18 protein-coding genes and 2 pseudogenes are annotated in these 16,807 nt (G+C 45.3%); 14 read left to right on the forward strand and 6 right to left on the reverse strand.

The genetic code is table 11. The features are described 5' to 3' along the window. Positions 1–30: 30 nt before the first annotated feature. Positions 31–2,598: a glycerol-3-phosphate 1-O-acyltransferase PlsB gene (plsB, locus tag G4D73_RS11555; RefSeq protein WP_213686821.1), complete on the reverse strand. Its 2,568-nt coding sequence runs from the start codon at positions 2,596–2,598 to the stop codon at positions 31–33. A 282-nt stretch (positions 2,599–2,880) separates the two neighbouring features. Between plsB and G4D73_RS11560 the strand changes: the two genes are divergently transcribed. After that, on the forward strand, positions 2,881–3,753 hold the full coding sequence (locus G4D73_RS11560) for an acyl-CoA thioesterase (protein WP_213686822.1): 873 nt from the start codon (positions 2,881–2,883) through the stop codon (positions 3,751–3,753). Positions 3,754–3,926: 173 nt separating this feature from the next. Continuing rightward, positions 3,927–5,174, forward strand: coding sequence for a dicarboxylate/amino acid:cation symporter (locus tag G4D73_RS11565; RefSeq protein ID WP_224216264.1), 1,248 nt, complete (start codon positions 3,927–3,929; stop codon positions 5,172–5,174). Between the two features lie 276 nt (positions 5,175–5,450). Here the strand turns inward: G4D73_RS11565 and yihA are convergent. The 5 genes and pseudogenes from yihA to G4D73_RS11590 form a co-directional block, all read right to left on the reverse strand. Next, positions 5,451–6,227 (reverse strand): annotated as a pseudogene (gene yihA / locus G4D73_RS11570) (ribosome biogenesis GTP-binding protein YihA/YsxC); the annotation flags it as partial. A gap of 105 nt (positions 6,228–6,332) precedes the next feature. After that, the gene (locus tag G4D73_RS11575) at positions 6,333–6,773 is read right to left on the reverse strand and encodes an RrF2 family transcriptional regulator (protein WP_004732285.1); all 441 of its coding nucleotides are present in this window, start codon (positions 6,771–6,773) and stop codon (positions 6,333–6,335) included. 97 nt (positions 6,774–6,870) lie between these two features. Next, positions 6,871–7,632, reverse strand: a complete 762-nt coding sequence (locus G4D73_RS11580; protein WP_004281516.1) for a globin domain-containing protein — start codon at positions 7,630–7,632, stop codon at positions 6,871–6,873. Positions 7,633–7,785: 153 nt separating this feature from the next. Next, positions 7,786–9,336, reverse strand: coding sequence for a helicase HerA-like domain-containing protein (locus G4D73_RS11585; RefSeq protein WP_005249894.1), 1,551 nt, complete (start codon positions 9,334–9,336; stop codon positions 7,786–7,788). 18 nt (positions 9,337–9,354) lie between these two features. Then, positions 9,355–10,557 carry a PLP-dependent transferase gene (locus G4D73_RS11590; protein WP_005249895.1) on the reverse strand — a complete coding sequence of 401 codons (1,203 nt, stop codon included), beginning with the start codon at positions 10,555–10,557 and terminating at the stop codon, positions 9,355–9,357. A 163-nt stretch (positions 10,558–10,720) separates the two neighbouring features. Here G4D73_RS11590 and G4D73_RS11595 point away from each other — a divergent pair, with 163 nt between their 5' ends. The 12 genes and pseudogenes from G4D73_RS11595 (at position 10,721) to rpsQ (ending at position 16,763) form a co-directional block, all read left to right on the forward strand. Next, positions 10,721–11,455: a type 1 glutamine amidotransferase gene (locus G4D73_RS11595; protein ID WP_213686825.1), complete on the forward strand. Its 735-nt coding sequence runs from the start codon at positions 10,721–10,723 to the stop codon at positions 11,453–11,455. A gap of 272 nt (positions 11,456–11,727) precedes the next feature. Next, positions 11,728–12,039, forward strand: a complete 312-nt coding sequence (gene rpsJ, locus G4D73_RS11600) for a 30S ribosomal protein S10 (protein ID WP_000070912.1) — start codon at positions 11,728–11,730, stop codon at positions 12,037–12,039. Positions 12,040–12,099: 60 nt separating this feature from the next. Beyond that, positions 12,100–12,738 carry a 50S ribosomal protein L3 gene (rplC, locus tag G4D73_RS11605; RefSeq protein WP_004645054.1) on the forward strand — a complete coding sequence of 213 codons (639 nt, stop codon included), beginning with the start codon at positions 12,100–12,102 and terminating at the stop codon, positions 12,736–12,738. Between the two features lie 11 nt (positions 12,739–12,749). Then, positions 12,750–13,352: a 50S ribosomal protein L4 gene (gene rplD / locus G4D73_RS11610; protein WP_004281511.1), complete on the forward strand. Its 603-nt coding sequence runs from the start codon at positions 12,750–12,752 to the stop codon at positions 13,350–13,352. Further along, entirely contained in the window at positions 13,349–13,669 is a 321-nt protein-coding gene (gene rplW / locus G4D73_RS11615) for a 50S ribosomal protein L23 (protein WP_004281510.1), read from the forward strand. The genes rplD and rplW overlap by 4 nt, the downstream gene beginning before the upstream one ends. 11 nt (positions 13,670–13,680) lie before the next feature. Then, entirely contained in the window at positions 13,681–14,505 is an 825-nt protein-coding gene (gene rplB, locus G4D73_RS11620; protein ID WP_004281509.1) for a 50S ribosomal protein L2, read from the forward strand. Positions 14,506–14,524: 19 nt separating this feature from the next. Then, positions 14,525–14,800, forward strand: a complete 276-nt coding sequence (rpsS, locus tag G4D73_RS11625; protein ID WP_004281508.1) for a 30S ribosomal protein S19 — start codon at positions 14,525–14,527, stop codon at positions 14,798–14,800. A gap of 11 nt (positions 14,801–14,811) precedes the next feature. After that, a complete protein-coding gene (gene rplV / locus G4D73_RS11630) occupies positions 14,812–15,141 on the forward strand; it encodes a 50S ribosomal protein L22 (protein ID WP_001982638.1) in 330 nt (109 codons plus the stop codon). Between the two features lies 1 nt (position 15,142). Next, positions 15,143–15,959: pseudogene (gene rpsC / locus G4D73_RS11635) on the forward strand (30S ribosomal protein S3). After that, on the forward strand, positions 15,899–16,312 hold the full coding sequence (gene rplP / locus G4D73_RS11640; protein WP_004281506.1) for a 50S ribosomal protein L16: 414 nt from the start codon (positions 15,899–15,901) through the stop codon (positions 16,310–16,312). The pseudogene rpsC and the gene rplP overlap by 61 nt, the downstream one beginning before the upstream one ends. Then, positions 16,312–16,509 carry a 50S ribosomal protein L29 gene (rpmC, locus tag G4D73_RS11645; protein WP_004281505.1) on the forward strand — a complete coding sequence of 66 codons (198 nt, stop codon included), beginning with the start codon at positions 16,312–16,314 and terminating at the stop codon, positions 16,507–16,509. Before rplP ends, rpmC begins: the two co-directional genes overlap by 1 nt. Beyond that, positions 16,506–16,763, forward strand: a complete 258-nt coding sequence (rpsQ, locus tag G4D73_RS11650) for a 30S ribosomal protein S17 (RefSeq protein WP_004281504.1) — start codon at positions 16,506–16,508, stop codon at positions 16,761–16,763. The genes rpmC and rpsQ overlap by 4 nt, the downstream gene beginning before the upstream one ends. Positions 16,764–16,807: the final 44 nt, after the last annotated feature.

The following is a 16,807-nucleotide window of genomic DNA, read 5'->3' on the forward strand; positions in this document are numbered from 1 at the left end:
GGGAGAAGGAGCTTAGGGGCTTAAATAATCTTACTTCTTCTTCCGCTTCGCGCGTTTCTTGGCTTGTTCAGCCGCAACTGCATCCAAAGCTTCTTTCAGTTCTTCATCCGTAAAGTCGGTGATGTGGTGCAGCATTTGTAGCTTCACTTCATCCAGTACCAAATCTGCATATTGAGCCACATTGGTTAGTTGCTCATCAAAGACAATCGCATTGTCTTCATTGGTACACAGATAACCTTTTTGGGTTAAGACTTTAATAAAGCTCTGGAAAAGGGCTTTGTCGAAGAACTCAGGTGAGTTGAACTCATATAGCACAGACAGGCGCTGTCCCACCAGATAACTCAGCTCTTCGACCTGACGGGTCGAAATATTGCCAGAACCACGCTGGGTAATCAGTGCCAAAGTCATGTAGTAACGTTCCAGACTTTGGGTTACTGGTGCAGCTAGAACTTCAAGCTGATGATGCGCTTCTGTATTTGGTGCAGGTGCAATCAGGTTTTCACCATCTTGTGTAATCAGTTTCGAGGCAATTAAGCTATCAATATGCGCATTCACCTGATCCTGAATCTCGTCTTCATGCCATTTTAAGAACAGTTCGGCTTTAAGGAATGGGTACAGGGTACTGCTGATATTCACGACATCATGACGGCGAATGGTACCGTTATGTTCAACCAAAGCTGCAATCAAAGAAGGCAGTACAAAGGTGTGCACAATATTATTACGGAAATAGGTCAGCAGAACTGCCTGATTATCTTCAATGGCAATGATATCGCCCAGTACATGCTTGACCCGCTTGATCAGTTTCAGCTTCATTGCATAGGCAATAATTTCCTTGCCAGAAAGCGGCGTGACCTGCATGCGTTCATCATAAGGCAGGGCGGCAAGCAAGGTGCGATAGGTGTCCAGCTGTTTGATACAGATCTCTTCATCCAGCGTATGTTTCGGCGTAGCCAGCAAGATTAAAGACAATAACGATACCGGATTGATCACCACCGCACTGTTGATATTTTCCAGAATAGCCTGTGCCGAGCTATTCACCGCATCAGAAACCGCTTGTGGAACCGGATCATCATTCTTTTCGATCTTGATATGTTCTGCACCATGCTGTTTCAGGATATCATCCAGAAATACTGGTTTACCGAAGTTTAGGTGCACCTTGCCAAAAATACGTTCAATCTTGCGCAGGGTTTTCAAAATACCAAAAATAGACTCGGCTTCTTTTGGCTTGCCACTCATCTCACCGACATAGGTACCACCTTCCATTAGGCGTTCATAGCCGATATAGGTCGGTACAAACACAATCGGTTTGGATTTGCCACGTAAATGACCATGCACGGTCATTGCCAGCATCCCGGTTTTTGGCGGTAGCAAACGACCGGTACGTGAACGGCCCCCTTCAATAAAGTACTCGAGCGGGGTATTACGTGACAGGACGCTATACAGATATTCTTTAAACACCGTGGTATAGAGCGCATTGCCGCGGAAAGTACGGCGAATAAAGAAAGCGCCACCACCGCGCAAAATCTGACCGACAAAAGGCATATTCAGGTTATCGCCCGCAGCGATATACGGCACCATCAAGCCACGACGATAGATCACATAAGACAATAACAAATAGTCAATGTGACTGCGGTGACATGGGGTATAGACAATTTCATAATCCTTGGCCAGCTCACGCACGGTACTGAAATTATGCACTTCCACGCCGTCATAAAGCTGGGTCCATAAGCGGGTCAGGGCCTTGTCGGCAAAACGTACGGTAGAATGAGAATAGTCGGAAACGATTTCGTTCAGATAACCGATGGCGCGACGTTCAGACTCCAGCATCGAGATTTTGCTGCGAATACTGTCATTGCGAATCGCCGCCTGTACATCTGGCGACTTGATCAGACCATGCATCACATTACGGCGGTCGGACAGATCCGGCCCGAGAATGACTTCACGCTGACCATCCAGGTAATCATTTAAAGTGCTGACAATATAAGTTGCTGGCGCTGAATTTGGATGCGTCTCTTTGGCAAAGTTAATCAAGGTGCGTAAAGATTGCGGTTCATGAAACTCTAAATAAGACTGGCGACCATGCAGGCCGATATTGACCAGTTGTTTGACCCGGCTTGGCGTAGACCAAGTATCGGTAAATAAAAGCTTAAACCAGGAATCTTCTTTCTCAGGTTCACGTCCCCAAAGTACTGTTACCGGAACCAGTTCGACATCCAGCTCAGGATGCTGTTCCAGGATTTCAATCAGACGTAACAGGCGCGGCGGGAAAGCATGCGGGGGAGAACTCAACAGGTTATTTTCATCATGATGCTGTAAAAACAGTACCGATGCTTTTTCCTTATTATTGCCCAGTTGCATTGGATCAAGTGCAGCCGGCAATTTTAAGCGTCGCGTTTCTGCATCGACAACCAGTGCATTACTACGCGAATGGTTCTGTAAAACGTAGCAGACCAGTTTCTGCGATTCTGCTGCAGTCTGATCAGATTCAGGCGCTGTCACTTCACTTGGTACTTCCCCAAGAACATGAGGGGTAACCACAAGATCAAGTAACTTACTTGAAAGCTTGCGATACATTTGACCAAAGCCATTCTTGGACATAGCTGCTCCTAATTTTACTGACCAAAACCACAGGACTTCTGAGGGAATTTATTTTGCGGGTTTCTAAAGCGAAACAATATATCTTTTTTTAACAACTTCAACAGAAGTGCTTCAATTTTAGCGTGAAAGCAGGTGCTTTTCCTAGTCACTTATGACATCAGTATGACAGAACAGTCATGCAAACTTTAGAGTTTCGGTCTGATTTTGTGGCAGAATATTCCAGATCAATTATTTAGATCCGTTTTTCCATTTTGGATATCTCCAATATTAGATAGGTTGCTTATGAATGCCTTAACACAGGAACTGGTCGAGCTGCTCAGCTTAGAAAAGTTAGAAGAAAACATTTTCCGGGGAATCAGCCGGAATCTGGTGGGCAAGCGCGTGTTCGGTGGGCAGGTTTTAGGGCAGGCACTAAGCGCCGCGTCTTATACCACAGATCGTCCAGCACATTCATTACATGCCTATTTTCTGTTTGGCGGGGATGTCAATGCACCGATTATTTATGAAGTGGATCGTATCCGTGACGGCAAGAGCTTTGTCAGCCGTCAGGTGCGCGCTATTCAGCATGGCCGTACCATTTTCATGTGTATGGTGTCTTTCGCGCATCAGGAAGAAGGGCTAAATTACCAGATTTCAGAGCCTGAATATCCACCGGCAGAAAGCCTGAAAAATGAAGCGGAACTGATCAAACAGATTATTGAGTTTATTCCGGAAAATGTCCGTGCATCTTTCACTCGTGATCGTCATGTGGAAATTCGTCCGGTCAATCCGCAAAATCCATTCCAGCCTCAACCTGAAGCACCGTCTTATGCGCACTATATCCGTACGCATGACCGTATTGCTGCAGAAGTCGATCAGATCTCCTTGCATCAGGCTATTGCTGCTTTCTATTCTGATTTTACCTTGATGACCACAGCGCTTCGTCCACATGGTCTGAGCTATATCTCGCCAAGTTTGCAATGTGCCAGTATTGACCATGCCATGTACTTCCATAAACCGTTCCGTGCGGATGAGTGGATGCTTTACGATATGGATGCCACCCAAAGCGCCAGTTCGCGCGGCCTGAATTTTGGCCGGATGTGGCAGAACGGCGAGCTGGTCTGCAGTACCTCTCAGGAAGGCCTGATCCGCTTACGTGAAATCGAAACGCAGTAATTTTTTCTTGTTTAAAAAGCCGAATCTCAGATTCGGTTTTTTTGTTTTTAAGCCGGGTGAAAAAGGCCATTTGATATCATGTCCTCACGCCGCGTTTATAAAATATTACTCGATTCTGTAGACACTGCATGGCATAGTGCGACTTAAGATCAATATTAAAAATGCATGAAAAGATGAGCTTAAATACGCAAATTTTAATTGCCGCCGTATTGGGGGTGCTGTTTGGATTTCTATTGACGATATTTCCGCAGACCTCATTTTTTGATATCAGCTTATATGGCATCGGCATCGTCAGCAGTATTTTTATTGGCTTGTTAAAAATGCTGTTAGTGCCGCTGATTTTTAGCTCGATCGTGGTCGGCGTATCCAATCTGCAGGCGGGTGGGCAGCTAAGCCGCACCTGGAAAATTACCCTGATGTGCTGTGTGACCACCACTACCTTAGCACTCATTTTGGGGCTGGCGTGTGCGCATTTGTTTAATGTCGGTAAGGGTGTTGATGTGCTGATGTTCCAGGATGCCATGGCGCAACATCAAACACCGGATACGCTTACGCCATCTTCTTTCTTTACCAACTTTATTCAGAATACCCTGATCAATCCGTTTAAAGCATTTGCCGATGGGAATGTCTTGGCGGTGGTAGTCTTTGCGCTATTTGTTGGTGTGGCACTGGTTGCGGGAGGAGATAAATTTCGTACTGTGCGCAAGCTGAGTCACCAGTTTTTCGAAATCATGATGTTGATGATTGGCTGGGTAATGAAACTGGCACCACTCGGTATTTTTGCCTTATTGGCCAAATTAATTGCCACTGAAGATGTTTCAGTCCTCAGTCGTCTGGCTGAATTCGCTGCGGTGGTTACCGGCACGACGATTTTTCATGGCATCGTGGTCTTGCCTTTATTGCTATGGGTTTTCGGCAAGATGGATCCGGTCACGTTCTTTAAAGGCACACGAGCTGCTCTGATTACTGCCTTTGCTACCAGTTCCAGTTCGGCCACCATGCCCTTGTCAATGAAATGCGCACAGGAAAATTTAGGAGTACGTCCACATACCGCAGGCTTTGTGATTCCACTTGGTACACAGTTGAATATGGATGGCACAGCACTGTATGAAGCGGCAGCAGCATTATTTATTGCCAATTTAATGGGACTGGATCTGAGTCTGGGGCAGCAACTGGTGGTCTGCGCCACGGCGATGATTGCATCCTTAGGTGCACCAGGAATTCCGAGTGCCGGTATGGTGACCATGATCATGGTCTTGCAGTCGGTCGGTTTGCCTGCCGAGGCGATTGCTATTCTTTTACCGATCGACCGTTTACTGGATACCGTACGCACAGTCGTGAATGTTCAGGGAGATATGATGATCAGCGTGGTGGTGGACCGGCATACGCGTGAACCCGATCTTCAAGCTACAGATAGCTAAAACATTTAAAAAATAAAAAAAAGCAGGTATTTGACCTGCTTTTTTATTTGTACGTTGAGTTTTAATAAATCAAGAATGATCACAGATCATTTAGGTGATATGGTCTTAATCCGCTGAACGCTTATTCTGATTTAGCTCATCTGCCGCTTTAAGCTCGGATTGATCCTGCTCAAGCAATTCCAGCGGTTCTTCAGCTTCATTTAAATCATGAATCGATACTTCAGCATGCTCAGAATCAGTTTCACTAAGCTCGAGCTCTTCAAGCGGTTCATCAGATTCATTCAAATCATGCGCTGATGCTTCCGGAATGCTGTCCAGATCATATTCAGATGCTTGATCTAAGGTAAAGTTCAAACGGCCACCCATGACGCTGGCCAGTTCTTCTAAACCTTGTTTGTTCATGGAGGAAAACAGTTGAATCGAGAAATCCAGCTTCATCTTTTTCAATGCCGCTTTGACTTCCTGCAAGGCTTTGGATGCAGGACCACGGTTTAGTTTATCTGACTTGGTTAACAAGACATGCACGAACAACTGGCGGGAATAAGCCCATTCCAGCATCATCACATCAAAGTGTTGCAGTGGATGGCGGATATCCATCAGCAATACCAGGCCTTGTAAGCTCTGGCGGTGAATCAGGTAATTTTCCAGTTCTTTTTGCCAGACCAGTTTCATTTTTTCAGGCACAGCCGCATAACCATAACCGGGTAAGTCGACCAGACGCTGATCCGGATTACCCAGGCTGAAAAAGTTGATCATCTGGGTACGGCCAGGTTTTTTCGATGCACGTGCCAACTGTTTCTGGTTGGTCAGGGCATTAATCGCACTAGACTTACCCGCATTCGAGCGGCCGGCAAAAGCAATTTCATAGCCTGTATCTTCTACACAAAGACTGAGTTTGGGTGCACTCATTAAAAATTCGGCTTTGCGTAGCCAGTTGAGTGCGCGCACAGAATATTCAGTAATGGCAGAATCAACTTTTTTCTCGTAGCTGATCTTTTGCTTAGGCGCATGGGCTGTCTTACTGTTTTTGGATTTTCCTCTGCTGTGGTGCATAACTCAACTTCAATAAATGATCTACAATGAAACATTATAAAGGAAGTCGCACAGGCAAGCGAACTTTGCCGCAAGAATAAGTCACAAGACCTGACCCGGAAGACTTTAAAGATTAATCAGGCCGATCGGAGAATTTGTACTGAAACGCGCATTTCGTGGCCTAATCACATCTTTAAGCACATATTGGTCCAGACTGCTATAAAACTGTTCCACCGCATCATCTAAAATACCTTTTAAACCACAGGTCGGACGTAATACGCAGGGTGGGCTATTGCATTCCACTACATTGCTGTCGCGTTGCAGGATCCGCACAATCTGTCCCAGCTGGAGGTTCAGGCTGGCCGGATTTAAACGTATGCCGCCACCTTTACCACGTGTGGTAATCAGCCACTCCTGTTTCGCCATAAAATGCACGATTTTCATGGCATGATTTTGTGAAACCTGTAATCGCTCGGCAAGTTCTGCAATGGTATAGGGGAGATCACGTGGCTGTGCGACATACATCAGAATCCGAAGCGCATAGTCAGTGAATTTATTGAGTTGCATAACGTCAACAGCTAGAAAATGAAAGAATTGAATGTTAAAAGCTCCACGAATGGAGCTTTTAATCAGAATCTGATGCTAGTCTAAACCGTTTTTGCAATTAAAGCTTGAGCGGGGCAGACACTTCAACTACATCACCAACTTTGTAGTGGTCGATCAGTGTCTGTGCAACCGAGAATGCGGTTGGATTTTCTTCCGCTTTCACAGTAATTTGATATTGCTCGTTTTGAGCCTGATCAAAGCTAAACTGTTGTGGTTGACGAATGTGCTGTTCAGGCACCTGTACACGTACTGAAATATGTTCACCGGCTTCAGCACTTGCAATCGCTGCACCATCTTTAGCTTTAAGTGTAAAGATTTTACCTGCGTCGGTATCATTGACTGCTGCTACTTCAAATTCGCGCCAGCCCGCCCAGCCACCATTTTCAGAAGCTAGGGTGGCATATTTAGATTTTTCCACACCAATCAAAATATCTGCCAGTTGCATATACGCTTCTTTCCAGGCTGCAATCAGGTCTGAGTCCATGGGTACATCTAAAACTTCGCTGATCGAGTGCAACAGATTCTCACCGACAATCGCATATTGATCCGGTTGAATATCCAGGCTGACATGTTTAGTGGTAATGCGTTCGATGGCTTTGGCCAAAACGCCCGGATTGGTAATGTTTTCGGCATAGGCAAGTACTGCGGCAGCCAAGGCACGTGGTTGACGGCCAGTACTTTGATGATCCATGTTGAAGGTGTTTTTCAACTCTGGATGGTTTTTCAGCATGCGGTTATAGAAATACGTGGTAAGTGCTACGCCGTTTTCACGTAAAACAGGAACAGTCGCTTGTACAAGTTCAATATGTTGTGGAGTCATGAGAGCCGTCTACAGGTGTTTTTTAAAAGATGTATTTAAATTACATCTTTTAAAATGGCTTTACAATAGCGCATAGTCATAAAACCATAAAAAAATTACGGGATATAAAAATATCCCATAAAAAGTGTGATGATGATCGGAAAAGGAGGGGGATTATTTGCGGCCAAACAGCGAACCCAGTAAGCCGCGCACAATTTTCTGCCCAGTACTCCCGCCCAGGCTACGGGCAGCACTTTTGGCAAAGGTGCCGACAATATCCTGAGTCAGTTTTTCTCGTTGCTTGGCTGCGCGTTCAGCTTCTTTTTGCTGTTCTCGTGCCAGACGTTCCTGTTCTTTAATTTGCTGCTTGGCAAGAGCTTCCTGTTCCTTGCTTTGCTGTTTGGCAAGTTCGGCGGCCTGAGCCTGTTGCTGGCGTTCTGCGACCTTGTTTTGCAGCATTTCATGGGCGCTATCCCGATCGACTGGCTGCTCATAAATACCGGCGACAATACTTTGCTGCATGAGAGCCTTGCGTTCTTCAAGCGAGATCGGTGTAAAGGATGAATGCGGCGGCATGACCCAGCCACGCTCTACTATTTGCGGAATGCCTTTTTCATCCAGGCAGCTAATTAGGGCTTCACCGACAGCAAGTTCGGTAATCACCTGATCGACTTTAAATTCAGGATTGGCTCGGAAAGTCTCTGCTGCGGTTTTCACTGCTTTTTGATCTTTGGGAGTGAAAGCCCGCAAAGCATGTTGAACCCGATTGCCGAGCTGGCCTAAGACACTTTCAGGTAAGTCCAACGGATTTTGCGTGACAAAATAAATCCCTACACCTTTCGAGCGAATTAGACGCACCACCTGCTCAATTTTTTCTTGCAGGGCAGGGCTGGCATTATCAAATAAGAGATGGGCTTCATCAAAGAAAAACACCAGTTTAGGTTTGTCCAGATCGCCGACTTCGGGAAGCTGTTCAAACAGCTCGGAGAGCATCCAGAGTAAGAACGTGGCATATAGCTTAGGCGTATTCATCAGCTTGTCAGCCGCCAACAAATTGATATTGCCACGTCCTTGACTATCCGTCTGCAAAAAGTCCATCAGATCCAGCGCCGGCTCGCCAAAAAACTGGTCACCGCCTTGGTCAGCCAGTGCTAACAAATTACGTTGAATCGCACCGAGACTGGCGGGTGAAAGATTGCCATATTCAGCTTTAAAGTCAGCCGCATGCTCAGAGACATAACTCAGCATCGCTTTCAGATCTTTAAAGTCGATCAGCAATAAACCCTGATCATCGGCAATCCGAAACACGGCAGATAAAACGCCTTCCTGGGTGTCATTCAGATTCAGTATTTGCGCCAGCAGCAGCGGGCCAATTTCAGAAATGGTAGTGCGAATCGGATGACCCTGTTCGCCAAATAAATCCCAAAACACCACTGGTGAGGCTGCAAAAGGAATGGACTCGATATTGAGACTTTTAATCCGTTCATCAAACTTGGGGCTGCTTTCACCTGCTTTGGCCAGGCTGGACACATCGCCTTTGGCATCGGCGAGGAATACAGGTACACCAATTCGAGAAAAGCTCTCCGCCAATACTTTTAAAGTCACAGTCTTTCCGGTACCAGTGGCACCTGCAATCAAGCCATGTCGATTGGCAAGTTGGGAATGCAGCACAATATCCTGTGTGGTATCCGCAGTTTTTTTAGCAATAACAATTGGTCTACCCATAGCTTTTCCTGTTATTTATTATTCGTTTTTAAGTTTTTTCATTTGTTCTAGTGCATGCTGAATATCTTGAATCAAATCTTCCGGATATTCCAGTCCAATACAGAAACGAACCAGCAAGCCGTCTTTTAAGTGTGAATGTTCCAGCACACGCATGTCTTTTAAGTTATATAGCATGACCAGACTGACAGGGCCACCCCAACTAAAGCCAAGCTTAAACAGTTTTAAGCTATCACAGAAATTCCGGATATCCTGCATTACGTATGTGCTGTCAAAGATCACGCTGACCAGGCCGGCACTATCACCTTGCTTGCAAATTTCTTTCCAGTACTGATGGCCTGCGCTGTCCGGGTCAGCAGGATGCAGCACCTGTACAAACTCGGCTTGCTGTTGAAGCCATGTCATTAATGCCAGTGCACTTTTCGACTGATGTTCATAGCGAAGTTGCATCGAAGCCAGACTGCGTTGTATCTGTGCCACATCATCACCAGAAACACTAATGCCCTGAATGGCATGTGCGCGGAACAGTTTGTGATGCAGGGCCTTATCTCGCGTAACCACCGAGCCCATCAGAATATCACCCCCGCCGCTTGGATATTTGGTCAGTGCATGTACCGTCATATCTACACTTAAATGCTCTTCACTAAAATCAAAGGCATCAAAAGCCAGACCTGCGCCCCAGGTATTATCCAGCGCAGTAAGAATATTGTGTGCCTGAGCTTTTTTCACTAAACCAGCCAGATCCGGAAATTCCAAGGTGACTGAGCCAGCAGCCTCGAGCCAGATCAGTTTGGCTTTATCTGTAGGCTGAAATGTATCAAGCTCTATGGGATTGTAGACCTTAACCGTAATTCCATAACGCTTTTCCAGATTGCGTAAATGTTCCATGTTTGGACCATAGATATTGTCAGCCACCCAAACCTCATCTCCTTGGCTTAAAAAGCAAGAATTCACGAGATTAATCGCGGATAAACCACTCGGTGCGAGCAGGTGATATAAACCACCTTCGAGCTGTGCGATGTTATCGCCCAGCGTAAAGGTCGTAGGCGTGCCATGCGTGCCATAACTATAGTCATAGTCATCGGTCCAATGGCGATTAAACAGGGCATCGGTATTGTTAAAGATAATCGTCGATGCACGATAGAGGGGAGGCTGAATGGTAGAAATCGCTTGAGGAGCCTTTCGTGGTGCATGAATGAGCGCTGTTTGAGGATTTTTTTTCACGTGAATGCTCTCAAATGTAATCAAATATTACTCTAGCTTAAGAGAATCTGTGACTCACTGCCAGTTACGTTGTGAATTGTTTAAAAACAACAAGTCTTATAAAAAGTTGGCTTCATTTTTGCAAAACCTAAATCTATATAGCTAAAAAAATAGGTTGAGGAGCATGAAGTCGTATTTAAAAGTGCATTATTTTCAGCATATTGCTGGTGAAGGTTTTGGTAGTTGTTATGAATTTTTAAAGCAGCATCAGGCGCACATTACAGCGACTGAATTTTTTGCTTTACCCGTGGATCGACCGCTGGAGATCGAGGCGCTGCCTGCAGTGGAAGAGGTGGATTTGCTGATCATTATGGGGGGAACCATGAGTGTGAATGATGAAGCAAATTTCCCTTGGTTAAAAATAGAAAAACGCTGGTTGCGTCGCTATCTTTCGCATGGCAAACCGGCAATTGGCCTGTGTCTGGGTGGGCAGTTGATTGCAAATGCTTTGGGTGCAGGTGTTAGTCGCAATCCAGAACAGGAATTGGGGTGGACCACGGTGCACAGAGTGGCGAATCTACCAGAGACGTGTTTTAGCCTGCCGGAGCAGTTTAATATTCTGCAATGGCACAATGAAACATTTGAATTGCCTAAAGGGGCAGTCCATCTGGCAGAAAATGAAGCCTGTCGTAATCAGATGTACCAGTTGGGTAGAAATGTATTGGGCTTCCAGTTTCATCCGGAAATTACCCCAGAAACACTCGAATTGTTTTTAGAAAATGAAGGAGAGCTTGCACAATTTTCAGGAAAATATGTGCAAAATTTATTTGAATTAAAAAAAACCACGAAGCAAAAATTTATTGAAGGAAATCAGATGTTAAATCGTGCTATAGAATATGTTTTGGCAAAAACTGCCTAATATTTACACAATAAACTATTGTTTTAAGTCATAAATTGAAAACTTGGATAAAACCATAAAAGAGATTTGCTTATGCATTAAACAATGGCTATAATAAGCGACCCTTCAATAGGAAGGGGGTTAACTGCGAATAAAGTAGTTAACTATCGTTACAGTCGTGGCATCGATCATGACCTTAGTGATATTTCACTGCTCTTGACACTTGCCCACATAAAGTGGGGTGAGATGCGTCAAGAGTGATTCTTTATATATTTGGCTTGGAGTTTACTGGTATGTCTAACCAGAGAATTCGTATCCGTCTTAAGTCTTTTGATCATCGCCTGATTGATCAATCAGCTCAAGAAATCGTAGAAACCGCAAAACGTACTGGCGCACAAGTGTGTGGTCCAATTCCAATGCCAACACGCATTGAACGTTTTAACGTTTTAACATCACCACACGTAAACAAAGACGCGCGTGACCAGTACGAAATCCGTACTTACAAGCGTTTGATCGACATCGTTCAACCTACAGACAAAACTGTAGATGCATTGATGAAGTTAGATCTTGCAGCTGGTGTTGATGTTCAGATCGCATTGGGTTAAGGCTTTCGGGTTAATTAACACTCTAAGTTAATTAGGCCGCTTTTTTAGAGGTTTATGCACATGGCTATTGGTTTAGTCGGTCGCAAGTGCGGTATGACACGTATCTTTACAGATGCTGGTGTTTCTGTGCCTGTTACAGTGATTGAGGTTGATCCTAACCGCATCACTCAAATCAAAACGCTTGAAACTGATGGTTATCAAGCGATTCAAATCACTACTGGTGAACGTCGCGAATCTCGCGTAACTAACGCTCAGAAAGGCCACTTCGCGAAAGCGGGTGTTGCAGCTGGTCGTCTAGTTCAAGAATTCCGTGCTACAGAAGCTGATCTTGAAGGTCGTGAAGTTGGTGGTACGCTTACCGTTGAATTGTTCCAAGTTGGTCAAGTTGTTGACGTAACTGGTCAATCTAAAGGTAAAGGTTTCCAAGGTGGTGTTAAGCGTTGGAACTTCCGTACGCAAGATGCAACTCACGGTAACTCAGTTTCTCACCGTGTTTTAGGTTCTACTGGTCAAAACCAGACTCCTGGTCGCGTATTCAAAGGCAAAAAAATGGCTGGCCATTTAGGTGCTGAACGCGTAACTACACAGGGTCTTGAGATCGTTGCTATCGACACAGAACGTTCAGTTCTAGTTGTTAAAGGCGCGGTTCCTGGTGCTACTGGTGGCGACGTAATCGTTCGTCCTACGATCAAGGCCTGAGGGGAAATAACGTGAATTTAAATACTGTTTCCGGCTCTGCTGTTGAATTATCAGAAGTTGCGTTCGGTCGTGAATTTAATGAAGCTCTTGTTCACCAAGTGGTTACAGCTTATTTAGCTGGTGGCCGTCAAGGTTCAAAAGCTCAGAAATCACGTGCAGACGTTTCTGGTGGTGGTCGCAAGCCATTCCGTCAAAAAGGTACTGGCCGCGCTCGTGCTGGTTCTATTCGTAGCCCAATCTGGGTTGGCGGTGGTAAAACTTTTGCTGCTCGTCCACAAGACTGGTCTCAAAAAGTAAACCGTAAAATGTACCGCGGTGCTATGCAATGCATCCTAGCTGAACTTGTTCGTCAAGATCGCCTAGTTTTAGTTGAAGAGTTTGCTGTTGCAGCTCCAAAAACTAAAGAATTGCTTGCAAAACTTAACGACTTGAATGCGACTCGCGCATTGATCGTTACTGATGCTGTTGATGAGAACCTGTATCTTGCTGCGCGTAACATTCCACACGTTGATGTGGTTGATGCTGCTGCAATCGATCCGGTTAGCTTGATTGCGTTCGACAAAGTTGTTATGTCTGTAGCTGCTGCTAAGAAAATTGAGGTAGAACTCGGATGAACAACGAACGTATCTATCAAGTCCTGCAAGGACCTGTATTCTCAGAAAAAGCACAAGTTTTAGGTGAAACTGCTGGTGTTCAAGTGTTTAAAGTTGCATTAAATGCAAACAAGCTTGAAATCAAAAAAGCAGTGGAACAACTCTTTGGTGTGGAAGTTGTTAAAGTTAACACGACTATCACTAAAGGTAAGTCTAAACGCTTTGGTAAAACATTAGGACGTCGTTCTGATGTTAAAAAAGCATACGTCACCCTGAAAGCTGGCCAAGATGTTGAAATGGCTGACTTGGGCGATACCGCTGAAAGCACAGCGGAATAAGGACGAGAATTATGCCTATTCAAAAATGTAAGCCAACGTCTCCAGGACGTCGCTTTGTAGAGAAAGTGGTTCACGATCACCTTCACAAAGGCGCACCATACTCTCCGTTGGTTGAAGCTAAAAAACGTACTGGCGGCCGTAATAACAACGGTCACATCACGACTCGTCACGTTGGTGGCGGTCACAAGCAGCACTACCGTCTAGTTGACTTTAAACGTAACAAAGATGGTATTCCTGCAACTGTAGAGCGTATCGAATACGATCCTAACCGTACTGCACACATTGCACTTGTATTGTATGCTGACGGTGAGCGTCGTTATATCATCGCTCCTAAAGGCCTTCGCGCTGGCGATAAAGTACAGTCTGGTAACGATGCTCCAATTCGTCCAGGTAACTGCTTGCCGCTTCGCAACATGCCTATCGGTTCTACTCTTCACAACATCGAACTTAAAATCGGTAAAGGCGCGCAGTTAGCTCGTTCAGCTGGTACTTCAGTTCAGCTGTTGGGTCGTGACGGTTCTTACGCTATCGTTCGTCTGCGTTCAGGCGAGATGCGTAAAATTCACGTTGAATGCCGTGCTGTGTTAGGTGAAGTATCTAACTCAGAAAGCAACCTTCGTTCACTAGGTAAAGCTGGTGCATCACGCTGGCGTGGTGTTCGTCCTACCGTTCGTGGTATGGCGATGAACCCAGTTGACCATCCACATGGTGGTGGTGAAGGGCGTAACAAAGGTATTCAACCTGTAAGCCCATGGGGTCAAAAAGCTAAAGGGTACAAGACACGTACCAATAAGCGTACGACTAAGATGATTATTCGCGACCGTCGCGTTAAGTAACAAGTAAAGGAATCTGACAATGCCTCGTTCTCTGAAAAAAGGCCCATTCGTCGATGCGCACTTGTTCGCTAAGGTTGAAGCGGCTATCGCGGCTAATAACCGTAAGCCGATCAAAACTTGGTCGCGTCGTTCGATGATCCTCCCGGATTTTGTTGGTTTAACAATTTCTGTACACAATGGCCGTAACCACGTTCCTGTGATCGTTTCTGAGCACATGGTTGGTCACAAGCTTGGTGAATTTGCACCAACTCGTACCTATCGCGGTCACGGTGTTGACAAGAAATCTAAACGTTAATGGGTGCTATGATGGAAGTAACTGCTAAATTACGCGGTGCCGCTATCTCGGCACAAAAAGCTCGTTTGGTTGCAGATCTTATCCGCGGCAAATCTGTTGCGCACGCTCTTAACATCCTTAACTTCAGCAACAAAAAAGCTGCAGTTCTAGTTAAGAAAGCGTTGGAATCTGCGATTGCAAACGCTGAACACAATAACAGTTTAGATGTAGACGACCTTAAAGTTTCTACGATCTACGTTGATGAAGGCATGAGCCTGAAACGTATTATGCCACGTGCTAAAGGCCGTGCAGATCGTATTACTAAGCGTACTTGTCACATTACCGTTAAGGTAGGGGTTTGATATGGGTCAGAAGGTTCATCCAATCGGTATCCGCCTAGGTGTTGTGAAACGTCATAACGCTAACTGGTATGCGAATCCGAAACAATACGCTGAATACTTGCTTAAAGATCTTCAAGTTCGTGAGTTTTTGATCAAAAAACTTAAAAACGCGATGATCAGCAACATTCTTATCGAACGCCCTACAGGCGCTGCTAAAGTAACTATTAGCACTGCTCGTCCAGGTATCGTAATCGGTAAAAAAGGCGAAGATATTGAGAAACTACAACGCGAATTGACATCTATCATGGGTGTTCCTGCGCAAGTAAGTATCAATGAAATTGATCGTCCAGACTTAGACGCGCGTCTAGTTGCTGAAGCTATCGCTTCTCAATTAGAAAAACGTGTAATGTTCCGTCGTGCTATGAAGCGTGCGGTACAAAACACAATGCGTGCTGGTGCTAAAGGTATCAAAGTAGAAGTTTCAGGCCGTTTAGGTGGTGCTGAGATTGCTCGTACTGAGTGGTATCGTGAAGGTCGTGTACCTCTACATACGCTTCGTGCAGATATCGACTATGCGACTATGCGTGCTGAGACTACTTACGGTACGATCGGTGTTAAAGTTTGGATCTTCCGTGGTGAGATCTTGGGCGGCATGAAACAAGTCATGAACCCAGCTCCAGCAGAAGAGCGTCCAGCTAAACGCGGTCGTGGTCGTGGTGAAGGTCAAGAGCGTCGTGGTCGTCGCAATGATCGTTCTGCTGAAAAAGGAGAATAATCCATGTTGCAACCTAAGCGTACTAAATTCCGTAAAGTGCAGAAAGGCCGTAACACTGGTCTAGCACACCGCGGTAGCACAGTATCTTTCGGTACTATTGCACTTAAATCAGTTGAACGTGGTCAAATGACTGCGCGTCAAATTGAAGCAGCGCGTCGTACAATTAGCCGTCGTATTAAGCGTGGTGGTAAGATCTTTATCCGTGTATTCCCGGACAAGCCGATTACTTCTAAGCCTCTTGAAGTGCGTATGGGTAAAGGTAAAGGTTCTGTGGAATATTGGGTTTGCCAAATCAAACCAGGTAAAGTCTTGTACGAAATTGATGGTGTTAACGAAGAATTGGCTCGCGAAGCGTTTACGCTTGCAGCAGCTAAGCTTCCGTTTAAAACCGCTATCGTGACTCGGACGGTAATGTAATGAAAACTAAAGATCTACGTGAAAAGTCGGTAGAAGAGTTGACAGCTTTGCTTGATGAGCAACAGCTTAACCAATTCCGTCTTCGTATGGCGAAAGCAACTGGTCAATTGGGTAAATCGCATGAAGTTGCACTTACTCGTCAGACTATTGCTCGTATTAAGACCCTCCTTACCGAAAAACAGGGGAACGGACAATGAGTGATAAAACAGTCCGCACGTTAACTGGCAAAGTTGTAAGCGACAAGATGGATAAATCTATCGTTGTTCTTATTGAACGCCAAGTTCAACACCCGTTGTATGGCAAATTAATCCGCCGTTCAACAAAATTACATGCTCATGATGAGAACAACACAGCGAAAGCTGGTGATGTTGTAACCATTAAAGAAAGCCGCCCAATTTCTAAAACTAAGTCTTGGACTCTAGTTGAAGTTGTTGAAGCAGCTGCTGAGTAATTAACGTTCTTGTTGCATCATCGGTCAATTTCGAGTACTCTTTG

The organism is Acinetobacter sp. WY4 (assembly GCF_018438165.1).
Classification (GTDB): domain Bacteria; phylum Pseudomonadota; class Gammaproteobacteria; order Pseudomonadales; family Moraxellaceae; genus Acinetobacter.

What these genes read in the sequence shown, in the direction of transcription:
- plsB (WP_213686821.1), bottom strand. Translation starts at nt 2,598, where the DNA reads ATGTCCAAGAATGGCTTTGGTCAAATGTATCGCAAGCTTTCAAGTAAG.
- G4D73_RS11580 (WP_004281516.1), bottom strand. Translation starts at nt 7,632, where the DNA reads ATGACTCCACAACATATTGAACTTGTACAAGCGACTGTTCCTGTTTTA.
- G4D73_RS11560 (WP_213686822.1), top strand. Translation starts at nt 2,881, where the DNA reads ATGAATGCCTTAACACAGGAACTGGTCGAGCTGCTCAGCTTAGAAAAG.
- G4D73_RS11575 (WP_004732285.1), bottom strand. Translation starts at nt 6,773, where the DNA reads ATGCAACTCAATAAATTCACTGACTATGCGCTTCGGATTCTGATGTAT.
- rplV (WP_001982638.1), top strand. Translation starts at nt 14,812, where the DNA reads ATGGAAGTAACTGCTAAATTACGCGGTGCCGCTATCTCGGCACAAAAA.
- rplB (WP_004281509.1), top strand. Translation starts at nt 13,681, where the DNA reads ATGCCTATTCAAAAATGTAAGCCAACGTCTCCAGGACGTCGCTTTGTA.
- G4D73_RS11595 (WP_213686825.1), top strand. Translation starts at nt 10,721, where the DNA reads ATGAAGTCGTATTTAAAAGTGCATTATTTTCAGCATATTGCTGGTGAA.
- rpmC (WP_004281505.1), top strand. Translation starts at nt 16,312, where the DNA reads ATGAAAACTAAAGATCTACGTGAAAAGTCGGTAGAAGAGTTGACAGCT.
- G4D73_RS11565 (WP_224216264.1), top strand. Translation starts at nt 3,927, where the DNA reads ATGAGCTTAAATACGCAAATTTTAATTGCCGCCGTATTGGGGGTGCTG.
- rpsQ (WP_004281504.1), top strand. Translation starts at nt 16,506, where the DNA reads ATGAGTGATAAAACAGTCCGCACGTTAACTGGCAAAGTTGTAAGCGAC.
- rpsS (WP_004281508.1), top strand. Translation starts at nt 14,525, where the DNA reads ATGCCTCGTTCTCTGAAAAAAGGCCCATTCGTCGATGCGCACTTGTTC.
- rplC (WP_004645054.1), top strand. Translation starts at nt 12,100, where the DNA reads ATGGCTATTGGTTTAGTCGGTCGCAAGTGCGGTATGACACGTATCTTT.
- rpsJ (WP_000070912.1), top strand. Translation starts at nt 11,728, where the DNA reads ATGTCTAACCAGAGAATTCGTATCCGTCTTAAGTCTTTTGATCATCGC.
- rplW (WP_004281510.1), top strand. Translation starts at nt 13,349, where the DNA reads ATGAACAACGAACGTATCTATCAAGTCCTGCAAGGACCTGTATTCTCA.
- rplP (WP_004281506.1), top strand. Translation starts at nt 15,899, where the DNA reads ATGTTGCAACCTAAGCGTACTAAATTCCGTAAAGTGCAGAAAGGCCGT.
- G4D73_RS11585 (WP_005249894.1), bottom strand. Translation starts at nt 9,336, where the DNA reads ATGGGTAGACCAATTGTTATTGCTAAAAAAACTGCGGATACCACACAG.